The organism is Kosakonia sp. MH5, from assembly GCF_009935945.1.
Classification (GTDB): Bacteria; Pseudomonadota; Gammaproteobacteria; order Enterobacterales; family Enterobacteriaceae; genus Kosakonia; species Kosakonia radicincitans.
This window is the reverse complement of record NZ_QODH01000010.1, coordinates 81095-101084: the sequence shown is the minus strand read 5'-3', so window position 1 is coordinate 101084 and position 19990 is coordinate 81095. Positions and strand designations below refer to the sequence as shown.

Sequence of the window (19990 nt, the reverse complement as noted above, 5' to 3'; positions counted from 1 at the left end):
TTTTTGCTAAGGTGCAGGGCGGGTTTCCTTACTCTGGACGCAACAATGCCGCAACCGCTGTACGTTTTCGATCTCGATAACACCTTGATTTCTGGTGACAGTAGCACGCTATGGAGCCGCTACCTGGTGCGTGAAGGTTTTGCCGATGGCGCGGAATATTTGCACCATGAAGAGCGGATGATGCAGGATTACGCGCGTGGCGAAATGAATCTGCACGAGTATGTGGCGCTGACCATGTCGCCGCTGCGCGATTTCCCGGTGGCGCTGGTGGATAGCATGGTGGCGCGGTGTGTGGAAACGGAGATTGTGCCGCGCATCTACCCGCAGGCGCTGGCGTTAATCAGGGAATTGCAGGCCAGCAACCAGGCGATGCTGATTATCTCCGCGTCGGTCAGTTTACTGGTGAAGGCGATTGCGCCAGTGCTGGGCATTGAGCACGCGATTGGCGTGGAGGTGAAAACCGATAACGGGCGCTACACGGGGGTCATCGACGGTACGCCGAGCTATCAGCAGGGCAAAATTACCTGCCTGGAAAACTTCCTTGTTCATCACCCGCAGCATCGTGGGGAGGTGACGTTTTACACCGACTCGATTAACGATTTGCCGCTCTGCGAATACGCCAACCACGTGTTTATGGTGAATCCCTGCCCGCAACTGGCGGCGCAAGGAGAACTGCGCCGCTGGCCGCAACTTAACTGGCAGCTTACTCTGGCTTAAACAGCGGCACCGGTTTACCGATAATATAGCGTCGGCGCAGCCAGGCCGATGCCATATCCATCAGCATCACCACCGCGACCAGAATCACAGTGATAAACATCACCACATCCCAGTTCCATAGCCGCATGTTTTCGGCATAAATCAGACCGATACCGCCCGCGCCGACAAACCCCAGCACCGCCGCCGAACGGGTGTTGGACTCGATCTGATAAAGGCTCAGCGCGAGGAAGGTCGGGAATGACTGGGTAAAGGTGCTGAAACGGTGCTTTTGCAGGCCGCTCGCGCCGACAGCCGTCATACCGCGTCCCGGCGAACGATCCACCGCTTCATGGCTTTCCGCATACAGACGGCCAAGCAGACCGGTATCCTGCATGATGATTGCCAGTACCCCGGCCAGCGGCCCGAGACCAACGGCACGCACAAAAATCAGCCCCCAGATCGCCATATCGATGCCGCGCAGAATGTCGAACAGGCGACGCATACAAAACGCCACCGCACCGAGAAACCCGCCGCGCATGATGTTGCGTGCGGCAAGGAATGAGAGCAGTAACGCCAGCATGGTGGCGGTGAGCGTACCGGCGAAAACAATCGCCAGCGTGATGCCAATCTGCGAGAAATAGTAGCCAAATGGCCAGTTGAGGAAATCGTGCCAGACAAACATGCGCAGCAGATAGCGGCCAATCTGCTGCATGCCGTTAAGTGCCTGATCGAGCGGAATGCCGAACTGCATAAAAAACCACAGATAATAGAGCGCAGCGGCCAGCGCGATCAGGCCGAGACGGCGCAGATAGCGCCCCTGCGCTTTGAACAAATCACTGTGCAGTTTCCGGCTTAAGGTCACATTCGGTACGGCTTGCCAGCTTGTCATTTTGTCCCCTCCAGCACCCACTGACGCAAACGGCCAGAGAGGGTATCGAGCGCCGAAACCACAATGATGATCAGCAGTAGTGTAATGCTGACCTGATCGTAGCGGTCGAGTTTGATATTAGTCATCAGCTCCTGGCCGATGCCGCCTGCGCCAACCAGACCGAGAATGGTGGAGGAGCGGAAGTTAATCTCCAGGCGCATAAAACCGTAGGAGAGAAAAATCGGTTTGACCTGCGGCCACAGCGCGAAGCGGATGCGTTGCAGATGCGTGGCGCCGCAGGCGGCCAGCCCGCGTACCGGGCGATCCTGCGTGCTTTCCACCGCTTCATAAAACATTTTGGTCAGGCTGCCGACGGTGTGCAGCGCCAGCGCGAGGAAACCGGGAATCGCGCCAATGCCAAATGCCATCACGAAAATGACCGCCCACGCCAGCTCCGGCATGGTGCGCAAAAACGCCACCAGCGCGCGAATGGCAAAACGTACCGGCGGTGGCGACCAGGTGTTGCCCGCTGCCAGAAAAGCCAGCACGCCAGCGATGACAAAAGAGAGCAGCGTTGAGGCCAGCGCCAGTTGCAGAGTCTCCCAAATCAGCGGTAACTGAATCGGCAGGCGATAACCCCAATACGCCAGCGAGCCTTTGGTGTGGCTGTCGGCAAAAAGCACAGACCAGTGCAGCGTCGGCACGGTTTCCAGCATGTAATCGAGGAAGTTGGGCAGTGAGTGCCAGATGGTAAAAATATTAAATTCGGCGGCGTTCCCGGCGGCAAACCAGAGCGCCAGCAGCAGTAACGACCAGGCCACAGTGTCGCGCTTCTGGCGCGCTCTGACCTGCTGGTAATAGTGCTCAAACTGCGTATTCGACGTGTTCATGCGTTGCAATAGCGTCCTGTATGACAATCGAATAAAAGCCCCTGGTGCGACGCAGGGGCTTATTTCATGGCGTGCCGATTAACGTGCAGTCACCAGCTCGCGTTTCATCTCGATAATCTGTTTGAAATCGTCCACGCTGCCCGGGCCGATATGCTGCGTGCCGCCCATCGCTTTCACGAAGCAAGCGTGATTATCGGTATCCAGTTTCTTCACGGCGGTAATGACTTTGGCTTTGAAATCCGCCGGCAGGCTGTTGCTCACCAGAATCGGGCCGTTCGGGATCAGCGTCGATTCCCAGATGATGCGGATCTCTTTCATCAGATTCGGGTGATCCATGCGGATCAGGCGGTTAAAGGCGCCCGTGCTGTAGCCGGTATTATAATCGCCAACCATTGACGTCCAGGTGACCGCGCCCGCGAACTGGCCGTTCAGCACGCCGAGGATGTCCTGCTCATGACCGCCAGAGAAGGTAACGCTGGAGAAGTAGTTGTTGTATTTGTTGTCGGCATTGCCGCCGAACTTCTGTTTGAACGCGTAGTTCGGGATCAGGTAGCCGGAGGTGGAATCCGGATCCGCAAAGCCGAACGCTTTGCCTTTCAGATCTTCCAGCTTTTTGTACGGGCTGTCGGCTTTCACGATCACCACGGAGTGGTAACCGCGCGATTGATCTTTATCGTCAACGGCGATGCCCACGATATCGACCGCTTTCGGGTTGTTGATATACACCGAGGCGTAAGAGGAAGGCGACATGCTCAGTACCACGTCAACTTTCCCGCCCAGCAGCCCCTGGATCACACCGGAGTAGTCAGAGGAGTTGCGCAGTTTGGTATCGACGTTCAGCTCTTTATCGAGAAACTCTTTCACACACTGGTTATCGCCGATTTGCTGGGTCGCGTTCTGCCCGCCCAGAATCCCCAGATTCAATTCCTTCGGCTGCTCAGCGGCAGAGGCCTGCCATGCCAACAGAAGACCTGTCATCAATGCAGATAAACGTAATGCGCCAGAAATAGGGTTTTTCATTGTCATTGCCTGTGTTGTCTCATTGGAAGGAATAATTAATGCAATTGGCTTATTTCATCGCCGTACAGCACGTGCAGAACATCCTGTGTCAGCCGGGAAGGGTGGTCATCGAAAATAATGCGTCCCTGCGCCACGCCGATAACCCGCGTGCAGTACTCTTTCACCAGCTCAACAGAGTGCAGGTTGACCATCACGCTGATGCCCTGCTGGCTCACTTCGCGCAGCACGTCCATGATGCGCTGGGTATTTTTCGGATCCAGCGAAGCGACAGGTTCGTCCGCCAGTAATAACGAGGGGTTCTGGATCAGCGCCCGGCAAATCGCCACGCGCTGCATCTGCCCGCCGGAGAGCGTCTCTGCACGCTGTAACGCATGCGGCAGCATGTTCAGCCATTCGAGCAGGGCGATGGCTTTCGCGCGGTCTTCGTCGGTGAAAACTTTAAACAGCGATTTTAGCGTTGATGTCTGGCTCAGACGGCCAAGCAGCACATTGGTCAGCACATCCAGGCGCGGAACGAGGCAGAAGTCCTGGAAAATCATGCCGCACTGGCTGCGCCACTGATTGAGCGCACGGCCTTTCAGACGTGAGACATCACGCGGCTCGCCTTCATCATCGGTGTAACTTAAGATCTCGCCCGCGCTGGCGCTGTGCGTGCCATTCAGTACATGTAAAAGCGTTGATTTACCCGCGCCGGAACGGCCAATCACGCCGACCATCTCGCCGCTGTGCAGATCGAAACTGATATCGTCCAGCACGGTCTGATGCTCGTTATACGATTTGCGCAAGTTCCTGACGCTCAGCACCTTTTGTTTCGGCACGGTGTTTAATTGATGCAGAGGCGAATAGGGGTGTTCAGAAAGTTCTGCCAACGCGCTGTTCATAAGTCTTCCGGTTTTTGTCATTCAACTGGCGACCATTAACGGCACAACAGATGATCGTTTTATGACGAACAGGCGAACAAATAATGAACGCGAAGGTTTCGCTTAAGGTTGGGCAGGCCACCGCAGGCTGCGGTGGCAGGTAGCTGAGGCGATGTTTATATCATGCGGATAATCAGACACGCTGCGCCCCAGGCGCCTTCTACCCCTTCGTCATGAATTTCCGAAGTGACCTGGTAAACGTGATAACGGTCAGCGATCTGTTTCCGTACGTAGTCTTCCACGCGCGCAAATTTCTGCGACACCTTCTCCGCACCGCTAAGCAACTCACCGTCGGCGGCGGAGTAGTAATAGGCGAAGGCGCCAAATTTAATGGAAGAGGTTTCGCGGCTGATTTTCAGCACTGAGGTAATACGCTCGATATCGTGATACCAGGTGGAGGGGCCGCCGGGCTGGTTTTTCACTTCAATAACGGCGCGCGGCTGGGATTTTCCCCACCACAGCAGAATATCAAAGCGCCCATTCAGCCGCGCTTTAAGAGGTTTGGGGCCAGGCGCGATAGCCTGCGCATGTTCCATCGAACTGCTGCCATTACTCTCGATGGTAACGAATTTCGCCCCTTCCATTTCGCTCAACTCTTTGGCGATATAGGTGGTCAGCATGTACTCCGCGGCTGTCCACACCCAGTATCCACCTGACATTTTCCGGTAATCTTCATGCGCTTTCTCAATCCCGGAAATGATTGCGCCGCTGATAACGTCCGTTGCCACTGCTGCCATTGCGTTGTGATCTCCTGAAAGTTTGCGATCAGCATACGCTTGTATCGGTATATCGATGGGGCGATATAAGACACTAAACGGGGTATTTTTACGTTATTTCACACGACGTTATTTTCTTCTTTCTGGCTATTTTTCGGCACGAGAAGGCGGACAGAGCATGATATTAAGCGGATATTTACGGTTTTTTTTGCCTGCTATTTTCCGCGCGGAAACAGCATATATTTAAATCACGTCACCGTCACAAAAGTCAGAAAAAACAAGCAACTTTATTGCATCGGTTGGCGCACGGTCTATATGTTAATTTTGTGTTTCAAAAACAATACTTGGGGGTTGTATGGAAGGGAAGATTGCAACGCTGGCCGCCGTTCTGGCCACCGTATTTGCTGGCTCTGCGCTGGCGGCGGTGCCTGCGGGCTATCCGGCGGAGTATCAGAAAATCGTCGATGCCGGGACGAAAGAGGGCAAAGTCGTTATCTATTCTACAACGGATACCAAAGCTGCAGGCCCGCTGATTAAAGGCTTTGAGGAGCAATATCCGGGAATTAAAGTCGAATATAACGATATGAACAGCACCGAGCTGTATAACCGCTATCTCAGCGAGCAGGCCTCCGGCAGCGGCAGCGGCGATGTGGTCTGGAGTTCATCGATGGATACCGCGCTGAAGCTGGCGACGGATTATGCCGCCGAATATGCTTCACCAGAAAAAGAGAAATTACCGAAGTGGGCGGTGTGGCAGCAAAAAGCCTATGGCACCACCTATGAACCGGTGGTGTTTATTTATAATAAACGGCTGATCCCCGCAGGCGATGTTCCCGATTCTCACAGCGCGCTGGCGAAATTAATCGCCGCGCAGAGCGATAAATTCAAAAATAAAGTCACCACCTACGATATTGAAAAGTCCGGCCTCGGTTTTATGCTCGCCGTGCAGGACAGCAAAAGCGACAAAGACTATTTCGCGCATCTGGGGGATATCGCCAAAGGCGGCCTGACGGTGCAATCCTCCACCGGCACCATGATGGAGCGCGTCTCGTCGGGTGAAAACCTGATCGGTTACAACATCCTTGGCTCGTATGCCGAAGCGCGCATTAAAGGGGATAAATCGCTGGGCATCTCTTACCCGAAAGATTATGTGCTGGTGCTGTCGCGCGTGTCGTTTATCAGTGCGGAAGCGGAGCACAGCAATGCGGCGAAACTGTGGTTTGACTATGTGCTGTCGGAAAAAGGGCAGAGTATTCTCGCCAACCAGGCGGATATTCCTTCCCTGCGCCAGGATATTGAAGGCAAAAACGATATTGATGGCATGACCAAACTGCTGGGGCAGGCGCTGAAGCCGATCCCGGTGGATGAATCATTGCTGGAATATCTGGAGCCGAAAAAACGTCTGGAATTTATTAAGCAGTGGCGTGCAGCCGCCGCCAAATAATCTCCATCACCGTTGTGCATCGCTGCGATGCACAACGTTTTGTTGGCATGACAGAGCGTAAAGGGATGATTTATGAATATCGTGCGCAGAAAATGGCAGGGGTTGCCGCGTGGCGTAACCGTATTAATTACCGCACTGGTTATTTATATCCCGCTGTTATTTATTGTGGTGCAGAGCTTCCTTTCCGCACCCTTTTTCGCCCGCAGCAAAGAGTTCAGCCTTGAATCCTTTGCCTTTATTTTTACCGATCCAGATTTTTATCTGGCGCTGAAATCCGGCTTCATTCTGGCTTTCGGGCTGGTGATTATTGCGATTCCACTGGGTGGTATTCTCGCCTTTCTGATGGTACGCACTGATTTACCGGGCCGTCGGTTTATCGAGCCGTTGATTCTGGTGCCGATTTTCGTCTCGCCGATGGTGCTCGGTTTTGGCTATGTGGTTGCCGCCGGGCCGGTGGGCTTTTTCTCGCGCTGGGCGGAGGAACTCATCGGTTTTGTGCCGTGGAACATCTACTCGATGTTCAGCATTGTGGTGATTGCCGGTTTAACCCATGTGCCCCACGCTTATCTCTATATTTCGTCAGCATTACGCAGCGTCGGTTCGGATGTTGAAGAGGCGGCGCGTACCGTCGGCGCATCGCCACTTCAGGTGATGACTGCCGTCAGCCTGCCGATGGTTCGCCCCTCGATTCTGTATGCCTGCGTGCTGCTCTTTTTCCTCGGTCTGGAAGTGTTCGGCCTGATGCTGGTGCTCGGCGATCCCGAAGGCAACATGGTGCTGGCAACATATCTGTATAAGTTGACCAATAAACTGGGTACGCCGTCGTACCACCTGATGGCGGCGGTGGCCGTGGTGCTGATTTGCATCACCATTCCGCTGGTGATGTTGCAGCGCAGGTTGATGCGCACCGCCAACCGTTTCGTCACCATGAAGGGCAAAGCCTCGCAGGCGCGCGCGCTGCCGCTCGGCAAATGGCGCTGGGTGGCAGGAATGGTGGTGGTGGCGTGGCTCACCGTGACCATCGGCGTGCCATTGATAGGCGTGGTGCTGCGGGCGTTTATTGCCAACTGGGGCGTCGGCGTTTCGTTGTGGGACGAGTTTTCGCTCTCCACGTTTCGCAGTATCTGGCAGCAGCCGAACCTGCTGCGCGCCATCGTCAACTCAATGGCTATTGGCGTGATTGGCGGCGTGCTGGCGGTGGTCTGCTATCTGTTCGTCGGCATTGCGATGCACCGCAAGCAGGATAATGTCACGCGCTTTCTCGACTATAGCGTGCTGGTGCCGCGCGCTGTGCCTGGGCTGCTGGCGGGGCTGGCGTTCTTATGGGTGTTCCTTTTCCTGCCGATGTGGCTGGATCAGTCGCTGAAAAACGGCTGGCTCTCGGGGCTGCCGGTGGCGCAGTGGCTGCGCGACAACCTGATCGTCTGGCTGCGTTCGTTGCGTACCACCATCTTCAGCGTCTGGCTGGCTTATACCGTGGTGTGGATGGCGTACGGTCTGCGCTTGATCTCCTCCACGCTGTTGCAGGTCGGGCCGGAGCTGGAAGAGGCGGCGCGCAGCACTGGTGCGTCGCGCGGGCAGGTAACCCGTCACGTTACGGTGCCGCTGTCGCGCTACGGTTTGATCGGCTCCTGGCTGTTGATGTTCCTGATTTTTGAGCGTGAATACTCAACCGGCGTTTACCTGCTTTCTCCCGGAACGGAAACCATCGGCTCGATGCTGGTGTCGCTGTGGGCGGCGGGCGCGATCGATATCGTTGCTGCCCTGTCGTTTATCAATATTCTGCTGGTGGTCATCGGTCTTGGCGTGGCCCTGCGCTTTGGAGTGAAATTACATGATTGAGCTGGCTGTAGATAATCTGCATCTGACCTATGGCGACAATCCGGTACTGAAAGGCGTCTCCATGCAACTGAAACGGGGCGAAGTTGTTTCGCTGCTTGGCCCTTCCGGAAGCGGTAAAACCACGCTGCTGCGCGCCGTCGCCGGGCTGGAAAAACCGAGCCAGGGGCGCATCACCATTGGCAGCAATGTGGTGTACGACGGCAATCCGCGCAGTGAAGTGCCCGCCGAGGAGCGCAATCTGGGGCTGGTGTTCCAGTCTTACGCCTTGTGGCCGCATAAAACGGTATTCGAGAATGTGGCGTATCCGCTGAAACTGCGGAAAGTGGCGTCGGCGGAGATCGCTCAGCGGGTGCAAACGGTGCTGGATCAACTCGGGCTGGGAACGCTGGGCAAACGCCACCCGCATCAACTCTCCGGCGGCCAGCAGCAGCGCGTGGCGATTGGCCGTGCGCTGGTCTATAACCCGCCGGTTATTTTGCTGGATGAGCCGCTGTCAAACCTCGATGCCAAGCTGCGTGAAGAGGCGCGGGTATTCCTGCGCGAGCTGATCGTCAAACTCGGTTTATCGGCGCTGATGGTAACGCACGATCAGAATGAAGCGATGGCGATTTCGGATCGCATCCTGCTGCTGAACAATGGCGTTATCGAACAGCAGGGCACACCGCAGGAGATGTACAGCACGCCCTCAACGCTGTTTACCGCTGAATTTATGGGCAGCAATAACCGCCTGCATGGCAACATTACCGAGGTGGTGAACGGCAAGGCGCGTATTGAAGGTGCGCGCTGGGCGCTGTGGGGCGTGGCCGGGCCGGGCGTCGAGGTGGGCCAACCAGCGACGGCAGTGATCCGCGTGGAAAGCCTGCGGTTAAGCGATCAACCGCAGGACAACTCGCTGGAGCTGCCGATGCTTACCAGCATGTATCTTGGCGACCGCTGGGAATATCTGTTCCGCACGCAGGGGGATGATTTTGTGCTGCGCGTTTACGGTACTCAGCCGCGCAGCGAGCAGAATTACCGCCTGGTGCTGCCCGCCGAACAGCTATGGATCTTCCCGAAAAGCGGTTCACCAGGGTAACGCCACCCAGCGGTAACCCAGCGCAATGGTGCCGGCGATAATGGTGAAAATGGCGGCGAAATGCATTAACAGATCCGGCGCGCTGAGGTGCGCCGGATGGCAAAACGCCAGCAACGTCAGCGCCATACAGGCCACGCCCGCGCCCGCCACTGCCAGGCTCCGCGCCGGGAACAGCGATCGGGTGCGGTGCAGATAACCAATCACAATCGCCATCATTGGCGCGCTGACCACCAGCATAAACAGATAGCAATTCGGCCCTTCAACGCTGGTAGCAGAAGCCTGCGAGTAGTGCAGGTGCAGATTACTCAGCGTGCTGGCGAACCAGATGCTAAACAGCGGCGCAAACCACTTCCAGCCAAGCGGCTGCTGCCCGGCAATGCTCAGCAAAAAAGCATTACGAATCGCCAGCGTTCCGGCAACAAAGGTCAACAGCAACTGCACGATAACCCACGCCGCGCCGCTCTGCGACCAGTCGGTCAGGGTTCTGTTCAGCAATAAGCTGGCGGCAATACCGCACGGTAACGCCGTCGCCAGCCAGGCCATCACGCGCAAGCCAGGTTGCCAGGGGCGTTTTACCGGCGCGATGGAGCGGCTTAACTTCTCAATTAACAGGTCATGATCGGCCATGATGTGCTCCCAACCGACGAAGATTATTCAGGGCGCGATGCAGCAATGACTTCACGGCGGAGACCGTCAGGTTATTGTGCGTCGCGGTTTCCGCAAGGCTCATCTCCCGCAGATGAACATGCTCAATCACCTGCCGCTGGCGGTCCGGTAACTGATTCAGCAGCGCCGACAGCTCTTCCGGCGCCTGCGATGGCTCGCTGCTGGCAATCAGCAGTGATGCGTCCTCGCTTTCCACTTCCCGCTGCCAGTGGCGACCGCGTTTGCGCAGTGCATCGACGGTGCGGGCATGAGCAATCGCCATCAGCCACGGCAGGAAAGGGGCGCTGGGATCGTAGGTATGACGCACCCGGTGCACGGTGAGCAGCACATCCTGAATCACATCATCCACCAGCACCTCGTCGGCAATCTGCCTGCGGGCAAGCGTGCGGATAACGGGCACCAGCGCTTTCAGCAGCCGCGTGTAAGCCTGCTGGTCGCCTGCCTGCGCAAGCGCCATCAGGCGTGGCCATTCGTCACGCGCTGCCTCACTTTTTTGCATAATCCGCCTTTAGGTTTTTTTCCCGCTCGCCTGATTCAGCGCATTCACCACGATCGAGGGTGTCAGCACTTGCGGCAGGATCTTCGGCGCGCTGCCGTCTGCAGGGTAGACCACATAGAGCGGCAGACTGCCCTGGCCCAGGTCGTTGAGCGCGTCATCAATATCCGCGTTAAATTTCGTGGAGTCGGCCACCATATAGAGTGTACCGGTCTGCGCCAGCGCGGTTTTCACTGCCTGAGTGGAGAGCGATGTACGCTCATTAACCTGGCAGGTGATGCACCACGAGGCGGTGAAATTGACAAAGATGGCTTTGCCATGCCCGCGATTCTCCGCCACCGTTTGCGGTGACCATTTCACCTCGGCAATGTGCGCTGCGGGCAGCGTGCTACCGCTTTTCACCACCGGCGGTAGCGGCACAATGGCGGCAAGCAGCAGCACGGCGGTAGTCGCGAACAACACTTTATGACCGCGTCCGGCAAAGCGGCGTTGTTGCGCCATACCGTACAGCCAGGCGGCAAAACTCACCACCACCGATGCAGCAAGAATCGCCGCCAGCGCCGTGGTGCCCGCCTGCTGCGCCAGCACCCACACCAGCCAGCCGAAAGCGCCGAACATCGGAAACGCCAGCCCGCGTTTGAGCGTATTCATCCATGCGCCGGGGCGCGGCAGCCATTTACCGAGCGACGGAAACAGCGAAATCAGGCTGAACGGCGCGGCAAACCCGAGCGCCAGCGCGAAAAATACCGCCAGCGCAACGGCGGGCGGCTGCACTAACGCATAACCAATCGCGCCCGCCATAAACGGCGCAGCGCAAGGGGTTGCGACAATGATCGCCAGTGCGCCGGTCAGCGCCGCGCGGATAAATGCGCCGCGTTCAACCTCAATCTCTCCGGCGCGTTGCAGGCTGAGGCCCACCTCAAACACGCCGAGCAAATTGAGCGCCGCGCCGAGGATCACCAGCGCCAGAAAGGCGATCACCAGCGGCGACTGGAGCTGAAACCCCCAGCCGACCGCTGTGCCGCCCGCACGTAATGCAAGCAGAACCCCGGCCAGTATCATCATCGTCACCACGGTGCCGAGCAGAAAACCGAAACCTTCCTGACGGGTTTGCGTCGGTCCCCCGACGTGACGGATTAGGCCCAGCGCTTTCAGCGAGATAATCGGAAAGACGCAGGGCATAAAGTTGAGAATAATGCCGCCTGCGAAGGCGGCGAGCATAGCGGTCAACATAGCGATTCTCTGCAAGTTGGAGGGTTACTGCGCGTCAGGAATGCGCACTGGCGTACTGTTTCACCGCTTCCATTGTTTTCTGAATATGCGTTTCCGGATTTCTGTCAGTGTAGCTCAGCAGGATCTTGCCATCCGGGGCGATGACAAACGAGGTGCGATCGGAAAGGGTTTTGCCATTCATCTGCATCAGCGTGTCGTAGCGGGCGGCCACTTTGGCTCCCGGATCGGCGGTGACGGTGAATTTATCGCGGCACTCCAGCTTCGAGAACTCATCCACTTGATCGGTATTCCCGGCGGTGACGCCAATCACCGTGGCGCCGAGCTTTTTGAAATCGTCAGTGGCTTCGGCAAAGGCATGCGCTTCAATGGTACAGCCTTTACTGAACGCCGCCGGGAAGAAGTAGAGTACCACCGGCCCTTTTTTCAGCGCCTGCTGTAAGGAGAAGGTCAGCGGTTTCCCGGCCAGCGCACCTTGCAGTTGAAAATCCGGTGCCTGTGCTCCGGCGGGCAGGGCGGCCTGGGCATTGGCGATGTTGAGCAGGGCAGCGGCAGTAAGGCTAAGCACGAGTTTTTTTATCGGGGTCATGTTGCGCTCCATAAGGGTGAAGAACGTTAACGCTCATAGATAGTTCGCCGCTACAGAGGGAAAAGTTTCGCCGGGCAGAAAATTTTCTCCGCACTTGCTCACTTGTTGTGCTTTAGCCTGGTTTCATTTATTCATTGCGTGTATTTCACGACTGCTAAATATAAGTAAGGCATTTATGATGTGATAATTCCTAATCAATTAACCGGCAAAAAAGAAAAACGCTATGCTGTCAGTAATACCGCTCGTTAAGGTGTTTCGCTCGCGTTGGAATCCTTTTCTTGCACTAAAAGTTATTTTTTAAAAAATTCTTCTAATTCATTATGTTAACTATTAGGAATAATTAACATAGCAATTATTCATTGCTTTAATTGAGAATAGTCTTAATGTGTGAAAAATAGGCTATAATTAAAATTGTTTCTTTTCAGAAGCACTGATTCCCTCTGGTTGTGTCGCGTCATTATGGTAAAAGTCAATGATTTTTAATTCCGCCGCCAAAAAAAGTGGTTTGCTTCGTCGATATAACCGTCTGCTTAATAAGTACAGCACTTATCCTAACGAATTATCACTGGCGCAGATTGCTGAAACCCTGGCCTGCACGTCACGTTATGCGCGCTCGCTACTGAATGAGATGCAGGAAGAGGGTTGGCTTGCCTGGAGTTCCCGGCCGGGACGCGGCGCGCTGGGCGTTTTGCAGTGCCGGATGACAACGGCGGCGCTGGAAACCTTGCTCGCCGGAGAGTATCCGGCGGCGGAGACGAAAAACGCCCCTGCGACGGTTGGAACGCAGGCTTCTGAAGATGGTTACCGTTACGTCATCTCTTTTTATCGCCCGCTGCTGACGCCGGTTCCTTCAGTGCATGTCGACAGGGCAGGACGTCATGTTTTGCAGATGGTGCACGATGGATTAATGCGCCACCTGCCAGAACAGCTCGAGCCGGTTCCCGGTCTGGCGCATACGGTACGCGTCAGTGACGATGGGTTGTGCTGGCGTTTTATGCTGCGGCGCGGGCTGGTGTGGCATAACGGCGAACCGGTTGCACCGGAACAACTGCTGGCTGCACTGCAACGCTATGTTGGCGGGCCGGGCCTGCCGCATGTGGTGTCGGCAACGCTGCGCGGTCATGTATTAACGCTGACGCTGCGCCAGCCGGATATCATGCTGCCCTGGCGGCTGGCTAACCCGGTTTATGCTTTGCCACACCCTGAGAATGGCTCGATCGGGCTGGGGCCGTTTCGCGTCAGTGAGCACACCAATACCCGGCTGGTTCTCTCGCGCGCCGCCAACTGGTACGGCGAAACACCGCAGGCCGCGGAAGTGACGTTCAATACACCGCTGAACAGCCTGCCGCTGCCGTTCGAAGTACATCTGGATACTCCCCGCTCGCTGCTGACGCCGGACGCCGTGACCTGCAAGCAGAGCGCCGATGCCTTTTACTATCTTTTCTTTAATATGCTGCGTGCCCGGTTGAGCCCGGAGCAGCAGAAGACGATCCGCGTTCTCACGCGATCGATTAGCGCGGCCTTTATCAAGAATGAGAAGAATGCCGCCCCGCTGCCGGAGTGGATGCGGGAAGAAGAGGAGAGTTACGTCGAAACGACGCTCCCTGCCACCCTTAATCTGATCTATTTTCGTTCGCCGAAAATGACGAAGCTGGTCGGTGCGCTGGAGAAGAGCCTGAGCTATCGCGGGTGTCGGCTCAACGTGACGCCGGTGAACGTCACCCACTGGCTGCTGCAGGATAATATCTGGGAAGAGCAGGATATCTGCTTCGCGTTTATGCGCTTTGGTCACTACCCGGAGTTTTCAATGGAAGAGCGCTTTCGTCACAGCGTGATTTGGCGCTGGTTCTGGGGAACGGCACAGTGGCAGCGCGCAACCAGCACGCTGGATAAGATCAATGCCGGGGCTGCGACAGCGTATCAGCAGCGCATTCAGCGCCTGCTGCGTTTTATGATTCACCGTGGTTTGATAGTGCCCCAGTTCCTGCAACGCTACCGGCTGATGGCGCCGACTTCAATTCAGGGGATTCGCTGCTACTCACAGTGCTGGCCGGATTTTACTCGCCTGTGGACCGACGAACCTGACACAGAGGAAGGTGTTGTCGCAGATGCGTCGCGCTAGTGTTATATCTCACTGAATTGCTGTCTTGTGGTTTTTAAATTCGGTTATTTGGCGGGAGATTGCTGCTCAGCGATACTTTCCGCTACTGTTTTGCGGCTGTAATGTGTAATTTTACTTTTATATTGTTTTAAAACAATGAGTTATATTGTTTCTTTTTGCCATAAGTCAGGCTGGACGGCAACACATTCTGCACATAAAATACATGCTACGTGTTCTGTTAATTATTAAATTAACCGATCTTCACGTTCTGATAAGTATATTCTATGACAAACAAATGGGTGCCTTAATGGCATCTTTTGGTGTTTGTTTTTTTATATATGTCCTGTCATTCATTCCCTTCTTTTGAAATTAAATAAATACCACTCAATTTACTTGTATTTATAATGTGGTTTTTATTTTTATTTTATAAATTATTGATATGCAAAAAAATTGCCACCTAATGGTGGCAAGTCGAAAGAAGTGGTTTATATCGCATGATAAGAATGGATAATCGCAACTACTACTAAACTAATACGCGGGCGCGGTATCAGAATTTTCGCGACAGGGATATTTTTGCTATTTTTATGCTGCTCGTAAACATTATTTTTAAGCAACTTCTCTCTGCAAACAACGATAAAAGGCACAGAATATCCACTTATTTACCGTGCCTTTTTATTTAATGTTGCTCAATTATGCTGACTCAGAATTTTTAACCGGAAAAAAAGGATCAAAAAAAGCGGTTTTGCGCTTTAATGCGACCCGATGTCGTAAGGTTATCAAACCGGTTGAAACATCTGGAAACACTTTCCCGCTGTTTGTACCATCTATAGAGACAGCGCATCACACCGAGATGCGGTACATCGTGCCTGCATCCTGCTGGCCGCTACCGCCGCTTGCGCCGTACATTGGCGAAGAGGCCACCTGGCTGACCAGCTTCTTCACGTCGCTCACCCGTTTCATGTGCATCTCCAGCAGTTGATAGCTCTGCTGATTCTGCGCATTACACTTTTTCACCACGCGGGTAATGCGCTCCCACAGGGCGGCAGGTTCGCGATGACGCATAAAGGGAGGCGCTATCCGCAACTGCGTCTCTTCCTGACGGCGCTGTTCATCATAAAAGTTGATCGCCGCTAACAGCCGGCTCTTGTTATCCGAGATCACCTGGAGCGAGACCGGATTGATTTGCGCCTGACTTAGCTGGCGGTTCTCTTCGGCGAGCGTGCTGTCCAGTTCGTCCAGTCGCTTCACCATGTTGTGCAAAATAACGGTAAAATTTTCCATCGTTACATCAGACTCTGTATTACGAGAAATTGAAGATGTCGCGCACCAGCGCGCTGGCGATTTTGTCGCTGTCGAGGGTCAGTTCACCGGCATCCATTTTGGCCTTGATCCCGGCAACGCGTGCGGTATCGATATCCCGGCTGGTATCCGATTTGAACTGTTGGGTCAGTTGGCTGAGTTTGACCTGGGTGCTGGATTCTCCGGCGGCGTCTTTACGCGCTTGAGAAGCCTGAGCGTTTTTGTCGCGTATCTCAGATTGAGATTGCATGCTGGTTGCCTGGACAGGCTTCGCCTGCCGGGTGCGTTCTATGTTCATACTGTTCCTGGTTTTAATGCGTTGCGTGGGCCTTTAATACATAAGTCGGCACGCAGGCAATAAAACTGAAATCAATTGTCCATGTTCATACTTACCCTCTCGTCGCCGATCACAACGGCAGTCAAAATCTGCCCATTACGCATCTGTACCCGGACGCGATCGTCCAGCCCGCCGTTATTCAGCGCTTTCCCCCGGGCGCGGATCATAAAGCCTTCGCCCGGCGCGACGATATCCACTTCCTGGGTCGCCAGTACCGCCCAGCGATGGCGCAACTGGTTGGCCGCCAGCGGCTGCCCCGGATGCAGCGCTCGTGTAGGCGTGGAGCCGATAATTTTTTCTGCGTCGAACAGCAGACCAGCGGGTAAGTTGGCCAGTTCACCCTCCATCGGGCGAATATCCGGCGGGGTGATGACCTGGCCGGCGGTGAGTGGGCGTGCAACAACCCAGTATTTGCCGGTGGCATTTACCTTTATCTGAATAAAATGCTGCTTATTCCCGCAGCGGGCCGCCACGCTGCGGTTTCCGGTCAGTCGCGCCGGATTCCCGATAAGGCGCAAATCCGGCTCAGGACATAGCTTTGCGAGTCTCGCTTCGGGCGTCAAAATGGCGATATGAAACGTCGGCTGGTTTTGCCCTTCATTATTAGCAGCTAACAGACTGGCGATTCGGCTTTGCAGTTCGCTGGTCGCTGCCTGCGCCGGGGACAGAGATAACCCCCAGCACATTAATAAAGTGCATGAGAGTTTACTTAACGAAATAGGCATAACAAACACGGCCCTGGTGATAATATAAAAAATGTCGGATATAGTTATTTGATTGTAATGGAGTACGTCTTTTATTGCTGAGTAAAATGCTGACACTTTTGCTGGCAATTCCCGCTATTAATGTTGTCGGCTATCTCTACGTTATCTTTTTGTCATCCTCTTTTTTTGAAGTATCCAAATGCGCTTACTTCTGACGGGTTTTTAAAGTTTAGAATTATCTGCTTGTCTCTTAGACTATGCCCATAATCATTTCCCGAACGAGGGCGAGTCGTTTCATGTTTGACAAACTTGATAATGAATTACGTTTCCAGCAGCAGGCATTAAGTTTGATGTCCCGTCGGCAAGATATTCTGGCTTCTAATATTGCGAATGCCGATACGCCAGGATATCAGGCGCGAGATATTGATTTCTCTAAGCAATTGAAAAATGCGATGCGTCAGGAAACACAACATAATGGCCCATTGTCATTATCATTAACGTCCGGGAAACATATTCCTGGCGTCGCGCCGAAAATGGACGATCGGCAACTTCTCTACCGTATTCCTGACCAGCCAAGCGCGGATGGTAATACGGTGGATATGGATCGTGAACGCGTTAATTTTGCTGATAATAATGTGAAATATCAGTCGAGTTTAACCATTCTCGGCACTCAGATTAAAAATATGATGAGTGTCATTAATCAGGGCTAATCATTCTCATGTCGCTGTTTAGTATTTTCAATATCTCTGGCTCAGCCATGTCCGCTCAGTCAAAAAGACTTAACGTAAGTGCCAGTAATATGGCAAATGCCGACAGTATAGCCGGGCCGGATGGTAAACCTTACCGCGCCAAACAGGTTGTATTTAATGTCGATAATGCTGTCGGCCAGAATATTGGCGGCGTAAAAGTTAGCGGTATTACCGAGTCTAATAATCCGGATCGTCTGGTGTATGAACCTGCGAATCCATTAGCGGATGACAAAGGTTACGTACATATGCCGAACGTCGATGTCGTCGGTGAAATGGTGAATACCATTTCGGCTTCCCGCAGTTATCAGGCGAACGTTGAAGTTATGAATTCGGCAAAAACGTTAATGCTGAAAACGCTGACTTTAGGCCAATAAGGATTGTTATGTCTGTTTCACCCGTAATGAATAACCAGACCACGACGACCGCGAAAACTCGCGCGGCGTCTGAGTCGTCGGGCTCTGGCGGTGTCAGCACCAACTCCACCGCCAATGAGTTGCTGGATAACTTTATGACGTTGCTGGTCGCGCAGATGCAGAACCAGGATCCGACATCGCCAATGGACAACAACCAGTTGACCTCGCAGTTGGCGCAGTTCAACACCGCCGCAGGCGTCGAACAGCTTAACAGCACCATGGACAGCATGGGCGTGCTGGTTGCCGGTATGCAGCAGATGAACTCAGCGGACTGGGTTGGGCGCGACATCATGATCAAAGGCGATCCAGTGGTCTCTACTGCCGAGGGCGGCAACCAGAAAATGGGTCTCAACCTTGGCAGCGATGCAGATGAAATCACCGTCACGCTGACCGACTCCGCCGGTAATGCGTACACCACCACCATGCAGGACGTGAAAGCGGGTGTTCATCAGTACACGCTGGACGATTTGGGCGATTTCCAGCCTGCCGATCCGCGCGCGCTGAGCGATACCACCTTCACCGTCTCTTTCTCCGCGACGAACGCCGACGGAAATACGCCTGAAGTTGAAGCGCTGAAGCCTGCAAAAGTTCAGAGCGTTGCGTTCACTGCCAGCGGTGCGGAACTGCAATTGGGTATCGATGGTTCAGCCTCACTGAGCGATGTGTTCCTCATCGAATAATTTTCACCTCTAGTTTTGTGCAATCACTGTACAGGAAATTTATCAAATGGGTTTTTCTCAAGGTCTTAGTGGCCTGAATGCCGCTTCGCAGGCACTCGATGTTGTCGGTAACAACATTGCTAACTCCCAAACCGTAGGGTTTAAATCAGGCGCGATTGCGTTTGCTGACGTTTTTGCCGGATCGCAGATCGGCATGGGCGTTCAGGTTGCCGGTGTAAACCAGAACTTCAGCGATGGCGTACTGGGCGCAGGCAGCAGCCAGCTGGATATGGGTATCCAGGGCAACGGTTTCTTCCGCATGGTCACTGAAGCTGGCAACGTGTTTTACAGCCGTAACGGTCAGTTTGAAACCGACCAGAATGGTTATGTTGTTAATAGCCAGGGCATGCGTCTGACGGGCTATATGGCCATTGGTACTCCGCCGGAAATTCAGCAGGGTTCACCGGTTGGGCCGATTCAGATCCCGACCGGCCAGATGCCGGCTCGCGCCTCTGATGCTGGATCGATCAGCGGTAACCTCGACTCCGGCAACGACGTTGTAACCACCACGCCGTTCGATCCGGAAGATGGCGACAGCTACACCTACTCCACCCAGGTTAACGCTTACGACAGCCTGGGCAACGAGCATGCCATTAACGTCTATTACGTTAAAACCGCCGATAACAAGTGGACGGCTTACTCCGTTGACTCTACCGCTCCGGGCGCGACGCCGGGCCAGGTGGATCTGGAATTTGATACCTCCGGCAAGCTGATAACTAACCCGGCGGATCTGAACGTGCAGGGCGCGGCCTATAAAGGCGGCGATGCGCTGAACTTCGACATCGATCTCTCTGGTCTTACCCAGCAGGCTTCCGAAAACACCATGGACAGCCCAAGCACCACTGGTTACCCGCCGGGAATGATGAACGGCTACAACGTGGGTGATAACGGGCAGATCATTGCAACCTACAGCAACGGTAAGAGCCAGTTGCTGGGCCAGGTGGTGCTCTCCAACTTCACCAACCCGGGCGGTCTCTCTTCGCAGGGCAACAACTGCTGGGCGGAAACACCGGAGTCGGGCCAGCCGGTAATCGGTATCGCCGATACGGGCAACCTGGGTTCGCTGAACGGCAACATGCTGGAAGCCTCCAACGTGGATCTGAGCCAGGAGATGGTCAATTTGATCGTCTACCAGCGCAACTATCAGTCCAACTCTCAGACCATCAAAACCCAGTCTGACATCCTGCAAACGCTGGTTAACCTGGGCTAAGGGTAA

The 19990-nt window shown here is 54.5% G+C and carries 21 protein-coding genes; 9 read left to right on the top strand and 12 right to left on the bottom strand.

The features are described from left to right. Nucleotides 1-45 precede the first annotated feature (45 nt). Nucleotides 46-717 (top strand): HAD family phosphatase, encoded by a 672-nt coding sequence (locus tag DK872_RS22380; protein WP_007370601.1) that lies wholly within the window; start codon nucleotides 46-48, stop codon nucleotides 715-717. On the opposite strand, the gene phnE (DK872_RS22375) is transcribed toward DK872_RS22380, so the two are convergent. The 5 genes from phnE (DK872_RS22375) to DK872_RS22355 all read right to left on the bottom strand — a co-directional run bounded on the left by phnE (DK872_RS22375) (nucleotide 704) and on the right by DK872_RS22355 (nucleotide 5131). Beyond that, entirely contained in the window at nucleotides 704-1585 is an 882-nt protein-coding gene (gene phnE, locus DK872_RS22375; protein WP_007370602.1) for a phosphonate ABC transporter, permease protein PhnE, read from the bottom strand. The genes DK872_RS22380 and phnE (DK872_RS22375) overlap by 14 nt on opposite strands. Then, entirely contained in the window at nucleotides 1582-2454 is an 873-nt protein-coding gene (phnE, locus tag DK872_RS22370; protein WP_035890114.1) for a phosphonate ABC transporter, permease protein PhnE, read from the bottom strand. Before phnE (DK872_RS22370) ends, phnE (DK872_RS22375) begins: the two co-directional genes overlap by 4 nt. 78 nt (nucleotides 2455-2532) lie before the next feature. Continuing rightward, nucleotides 2533-3474, bottom strand: a complete 942-nt coding sequence (gene phnD, locus DK872_RS22365; protein ID WP_035890112.1) for a phosphonate ABC transporter substrate-binding protein — start codon at nucleotides 3472-3474, stop codon at nucleotides 2533-2535. 35 nt (nucleotides 3475-3509) lie between these two features. Continuing rightward, nucleotides 3510-4355: a phosphonate ABC transporter ATP-binding protein gene (gene phnC / locus DK872_RS22360; RefSeq protein WP_035890110.1), complete on the bottom strand. Its 846-nt coding sequence runs from the start codon at nucleotides 4353-4355 to the stop codon at nucleotides 3510-3512. Nucleotides 4356-4510: 155 nt separating this feature from the next. After that, nucleotides 4511-5131, bottom strand: coding sequence for a hypothetical protein (locus DK872_RS22355; RefSeq protein WP_007370607.1), 621 nt, complete (start codon nucleotides 5129-5131; stop codon nucleotides 4511-4513). A 334-nt stretch (nucleotides 5132-5465) separates the two neighbouring features. On the opposite strand from DK872_RS22355, the gene DK872_RS22350 reads away from it, so the two are divergent. The 3 genes from DK872_RS22350 (at nucleotide 5466) to DK872_RS22340 (ending at nucleotide 9471) form a co-directional block, all read left to right on the top strand. Continuing rightward, nucleotides 5466-6554 carry an ABC transporter substrate-binding protein gene (locus DK872_RS22350; RefSeq protein ID WP_035890108.1) on the top strand — a complete coding sequence of 363 codons (1089 nt, stop codon included), beginning with the start codon at nucleotides 5466-5468 and terminating at the stop codon, nucleotides 6552-6554. Between the two features lie 72 nt (nucleotides 6555-6626). After that, complete coding sequence (locus DK872_RS22345; RefSeq protein WP_007370609.1) at nucleotides 6627-8396, top strand: iron ABC transporter permease; 1770 nt, start codon at nucleotides 6627-6629, stop codon at nucleotides 8394-8396. Continuing rightward, nucleotides 8389-9471 (top strand): ABC transporter ATP-binding protein, encoded by a 1083-nt coding sequence (locus tag DK872_RS22340; protein WP_007370610.1) that lies wholly within the window; start codon nucleotides 8389-8391, stop codon nucleotides 9469-9471. Before DK872_RS22345 ends, DK872_RS22340 begins: the two co-directional genes overlap by 8 nt. Here the strand turns inward: DK872_RS22340 and DK872_RS22335 are convergent. From DK872_RS22335 to DK872_RS22320, 4 genes are read right to left on the bottom strand one after another with little or no spacing between them, the layout of a single operon-like run. After that, entirely contained in the window at nucleotides 9460-10098 is a 639-nt protein-coding gene (locus tag DK872_RS22335) for a DUF1109 domain-containing protein (RefSeq protein WP_007370611.1), read from the bottom strand. The two genes, DK872_RS22340 and DK872_RS22335, sit on opposite strands and share 12 nt — an antisense overlap. Then, nucleotides 10085-10636: a sigma-70 family RNA polymerase sigma factor gene (locus DK872_RS22330; RefSeq protein WP_007370612.1), complete on the bottom strand. Its 552-nt coding sequence runs from the start codon at nucleotides 10634-10636 to the stop codon at nucleotides 10085-10087. Before DK872_RS22330 ends, DK872_RS22335 begins: the two co-directional genes overlap by 14 nt. Before the next feature lie 9 nt (nucleotides 10637-10645). After that, a complete protein-coding gene (locus tag DK872_RS22325; protein ID WP_161518864.1) occupies nucleotides 10646-11866 on the bottom strand; it encodes a protein-disulfide reductase DsbD in 1221 nt (406 codons plus the stop codon). Between the two features lie 34 nt (nucleotides 11867-11900). After that, complete coding sequence (locus tag DK872_RS22320) at nucleotides 11901-12452, bottom strand: peroxiredoxin (protein WP_007370614.1); 552 nt, start codon at nucleotides 12450-12452, stop codon at nucleotides 11901-11903. A 472-nt stretch (nucleotides 12453-12924) separates the two neighbouring features. Between DK872_RS22320 and DK872_RS22315 the strand changes: the two genes are divergently transcribed. Further along, the gene (locus DK872_RS22315; RefSeq protein ID WP_161518863.1) at nucleotides 12925-14574 is read left to right on the top strand and encodes an SgrR family transcriptional regulator; all 1650 of its coding nucleotides are present in this window, start codon (nucleotides 12925-12927) and stop codon (nucleotides 14572-14574) included. Nucleotides 14575-15393: 819 nt separating this feature from the next. Here the strand turns inward: DK872_RS22315 and DK872_RS22310 are convergent. From DK872_RS22310 to flgA, 3 genes are all read right to left on the bottom strand, one after another. Continuing rightward, nucleotides 15394-15834: a flagella synthesis protein FlgN gene (locus tag DK872_RS22310; protein WP_161518862.1), complete on the bottom strand. Its 441-nt coding sequence runs from the start codon at nucleotides 15832-15834 to the stop codon at nucleotides 15394-15396. Nucleotides 15835-15853: 19 nt separating this feature from the next. Then, entirely contained in the window at nucleotides 15854-16150 is a 297-nt protein-coding gene (flgM, locus tag DK872_RS22305; protein WP_007370618.1) for a flagellar biosynthesis anti-sigma factor FlgM, read from the bottom strand. A 71-nt stretch (nucleotides 16151-16221) separates the two neighbouring features. Continuing rightward, nucleotides 16222-16914: a flagellar basal body P-ring formation chaperone FlgA gene (gene flgA / locus DK872_RS22300; protein WP_035888261.1), complete on the bottom strand. Its 693-nt coding sequence runs from the start codon at nucleotides 16912-16914 to the stop codon at nucleotides 16222-16224. Nucleotides 16915-17189: 275 nt separating this feature from the next. Between flgA and flgB the strand changes: the two genes are divergently transcribed. The 4 genes from flgB to flgE are packed head-to-tail and all read left to right on the top strand — an operon-like array spanning nucleotide 17190 to nucleotide 19984. Next, nucleotides 17190-17603, top strand: coding sequence for a flagellar basal body rod protein FlgB (gene flgB / locus DK872_RS22295; RefSeq protein WP_035888263.1), 414 nt, complete (start codon nucleotides 17190-17192; stop codon nucleotides 17601-17603). Nucleotides 17604-17611: 8 nt separating this feature from the next. After that, nucleotides 17612-18016 (top strand): flagellar basal body rod protein FlgC, encoded by a 405-nt coding sequence (flgC, locus tag DK872_RS22290; protein ID WP_007370622.1) that lies wholly within the window; start codon nucleotides 17612-17614, stop codon nucleotides 18014-18016. Nucleotides 18017-18024: 8 nt separating this feature from the next. After that, nucleotides 18025-18735, top strand: coding sequence for a flagellar hook assembly protein FlgD (locus DK872_RS22285; protein WP_007370623.1), 711 nt, complete (start codon nucleotides 18025-18027; stop codon nucleotides 18733-18735). A 46-nt stretch (nucleotides 18736-18781) separates the two neighbouring features. After that, nucleotides 18782-19984 (top strand): flagellar hook protein FlgE, encoded by a 1203-nt coding sequence (gene flgE / locus DK872_RS22280; RefSeq protein WP_107147314.1) that lies wholly within the window; start codon nucleotides 18782-18784, stop codon nucleotides 19982-19984. Nucleotides 19985-19990 lie beyond the last annotated feature (6 nt).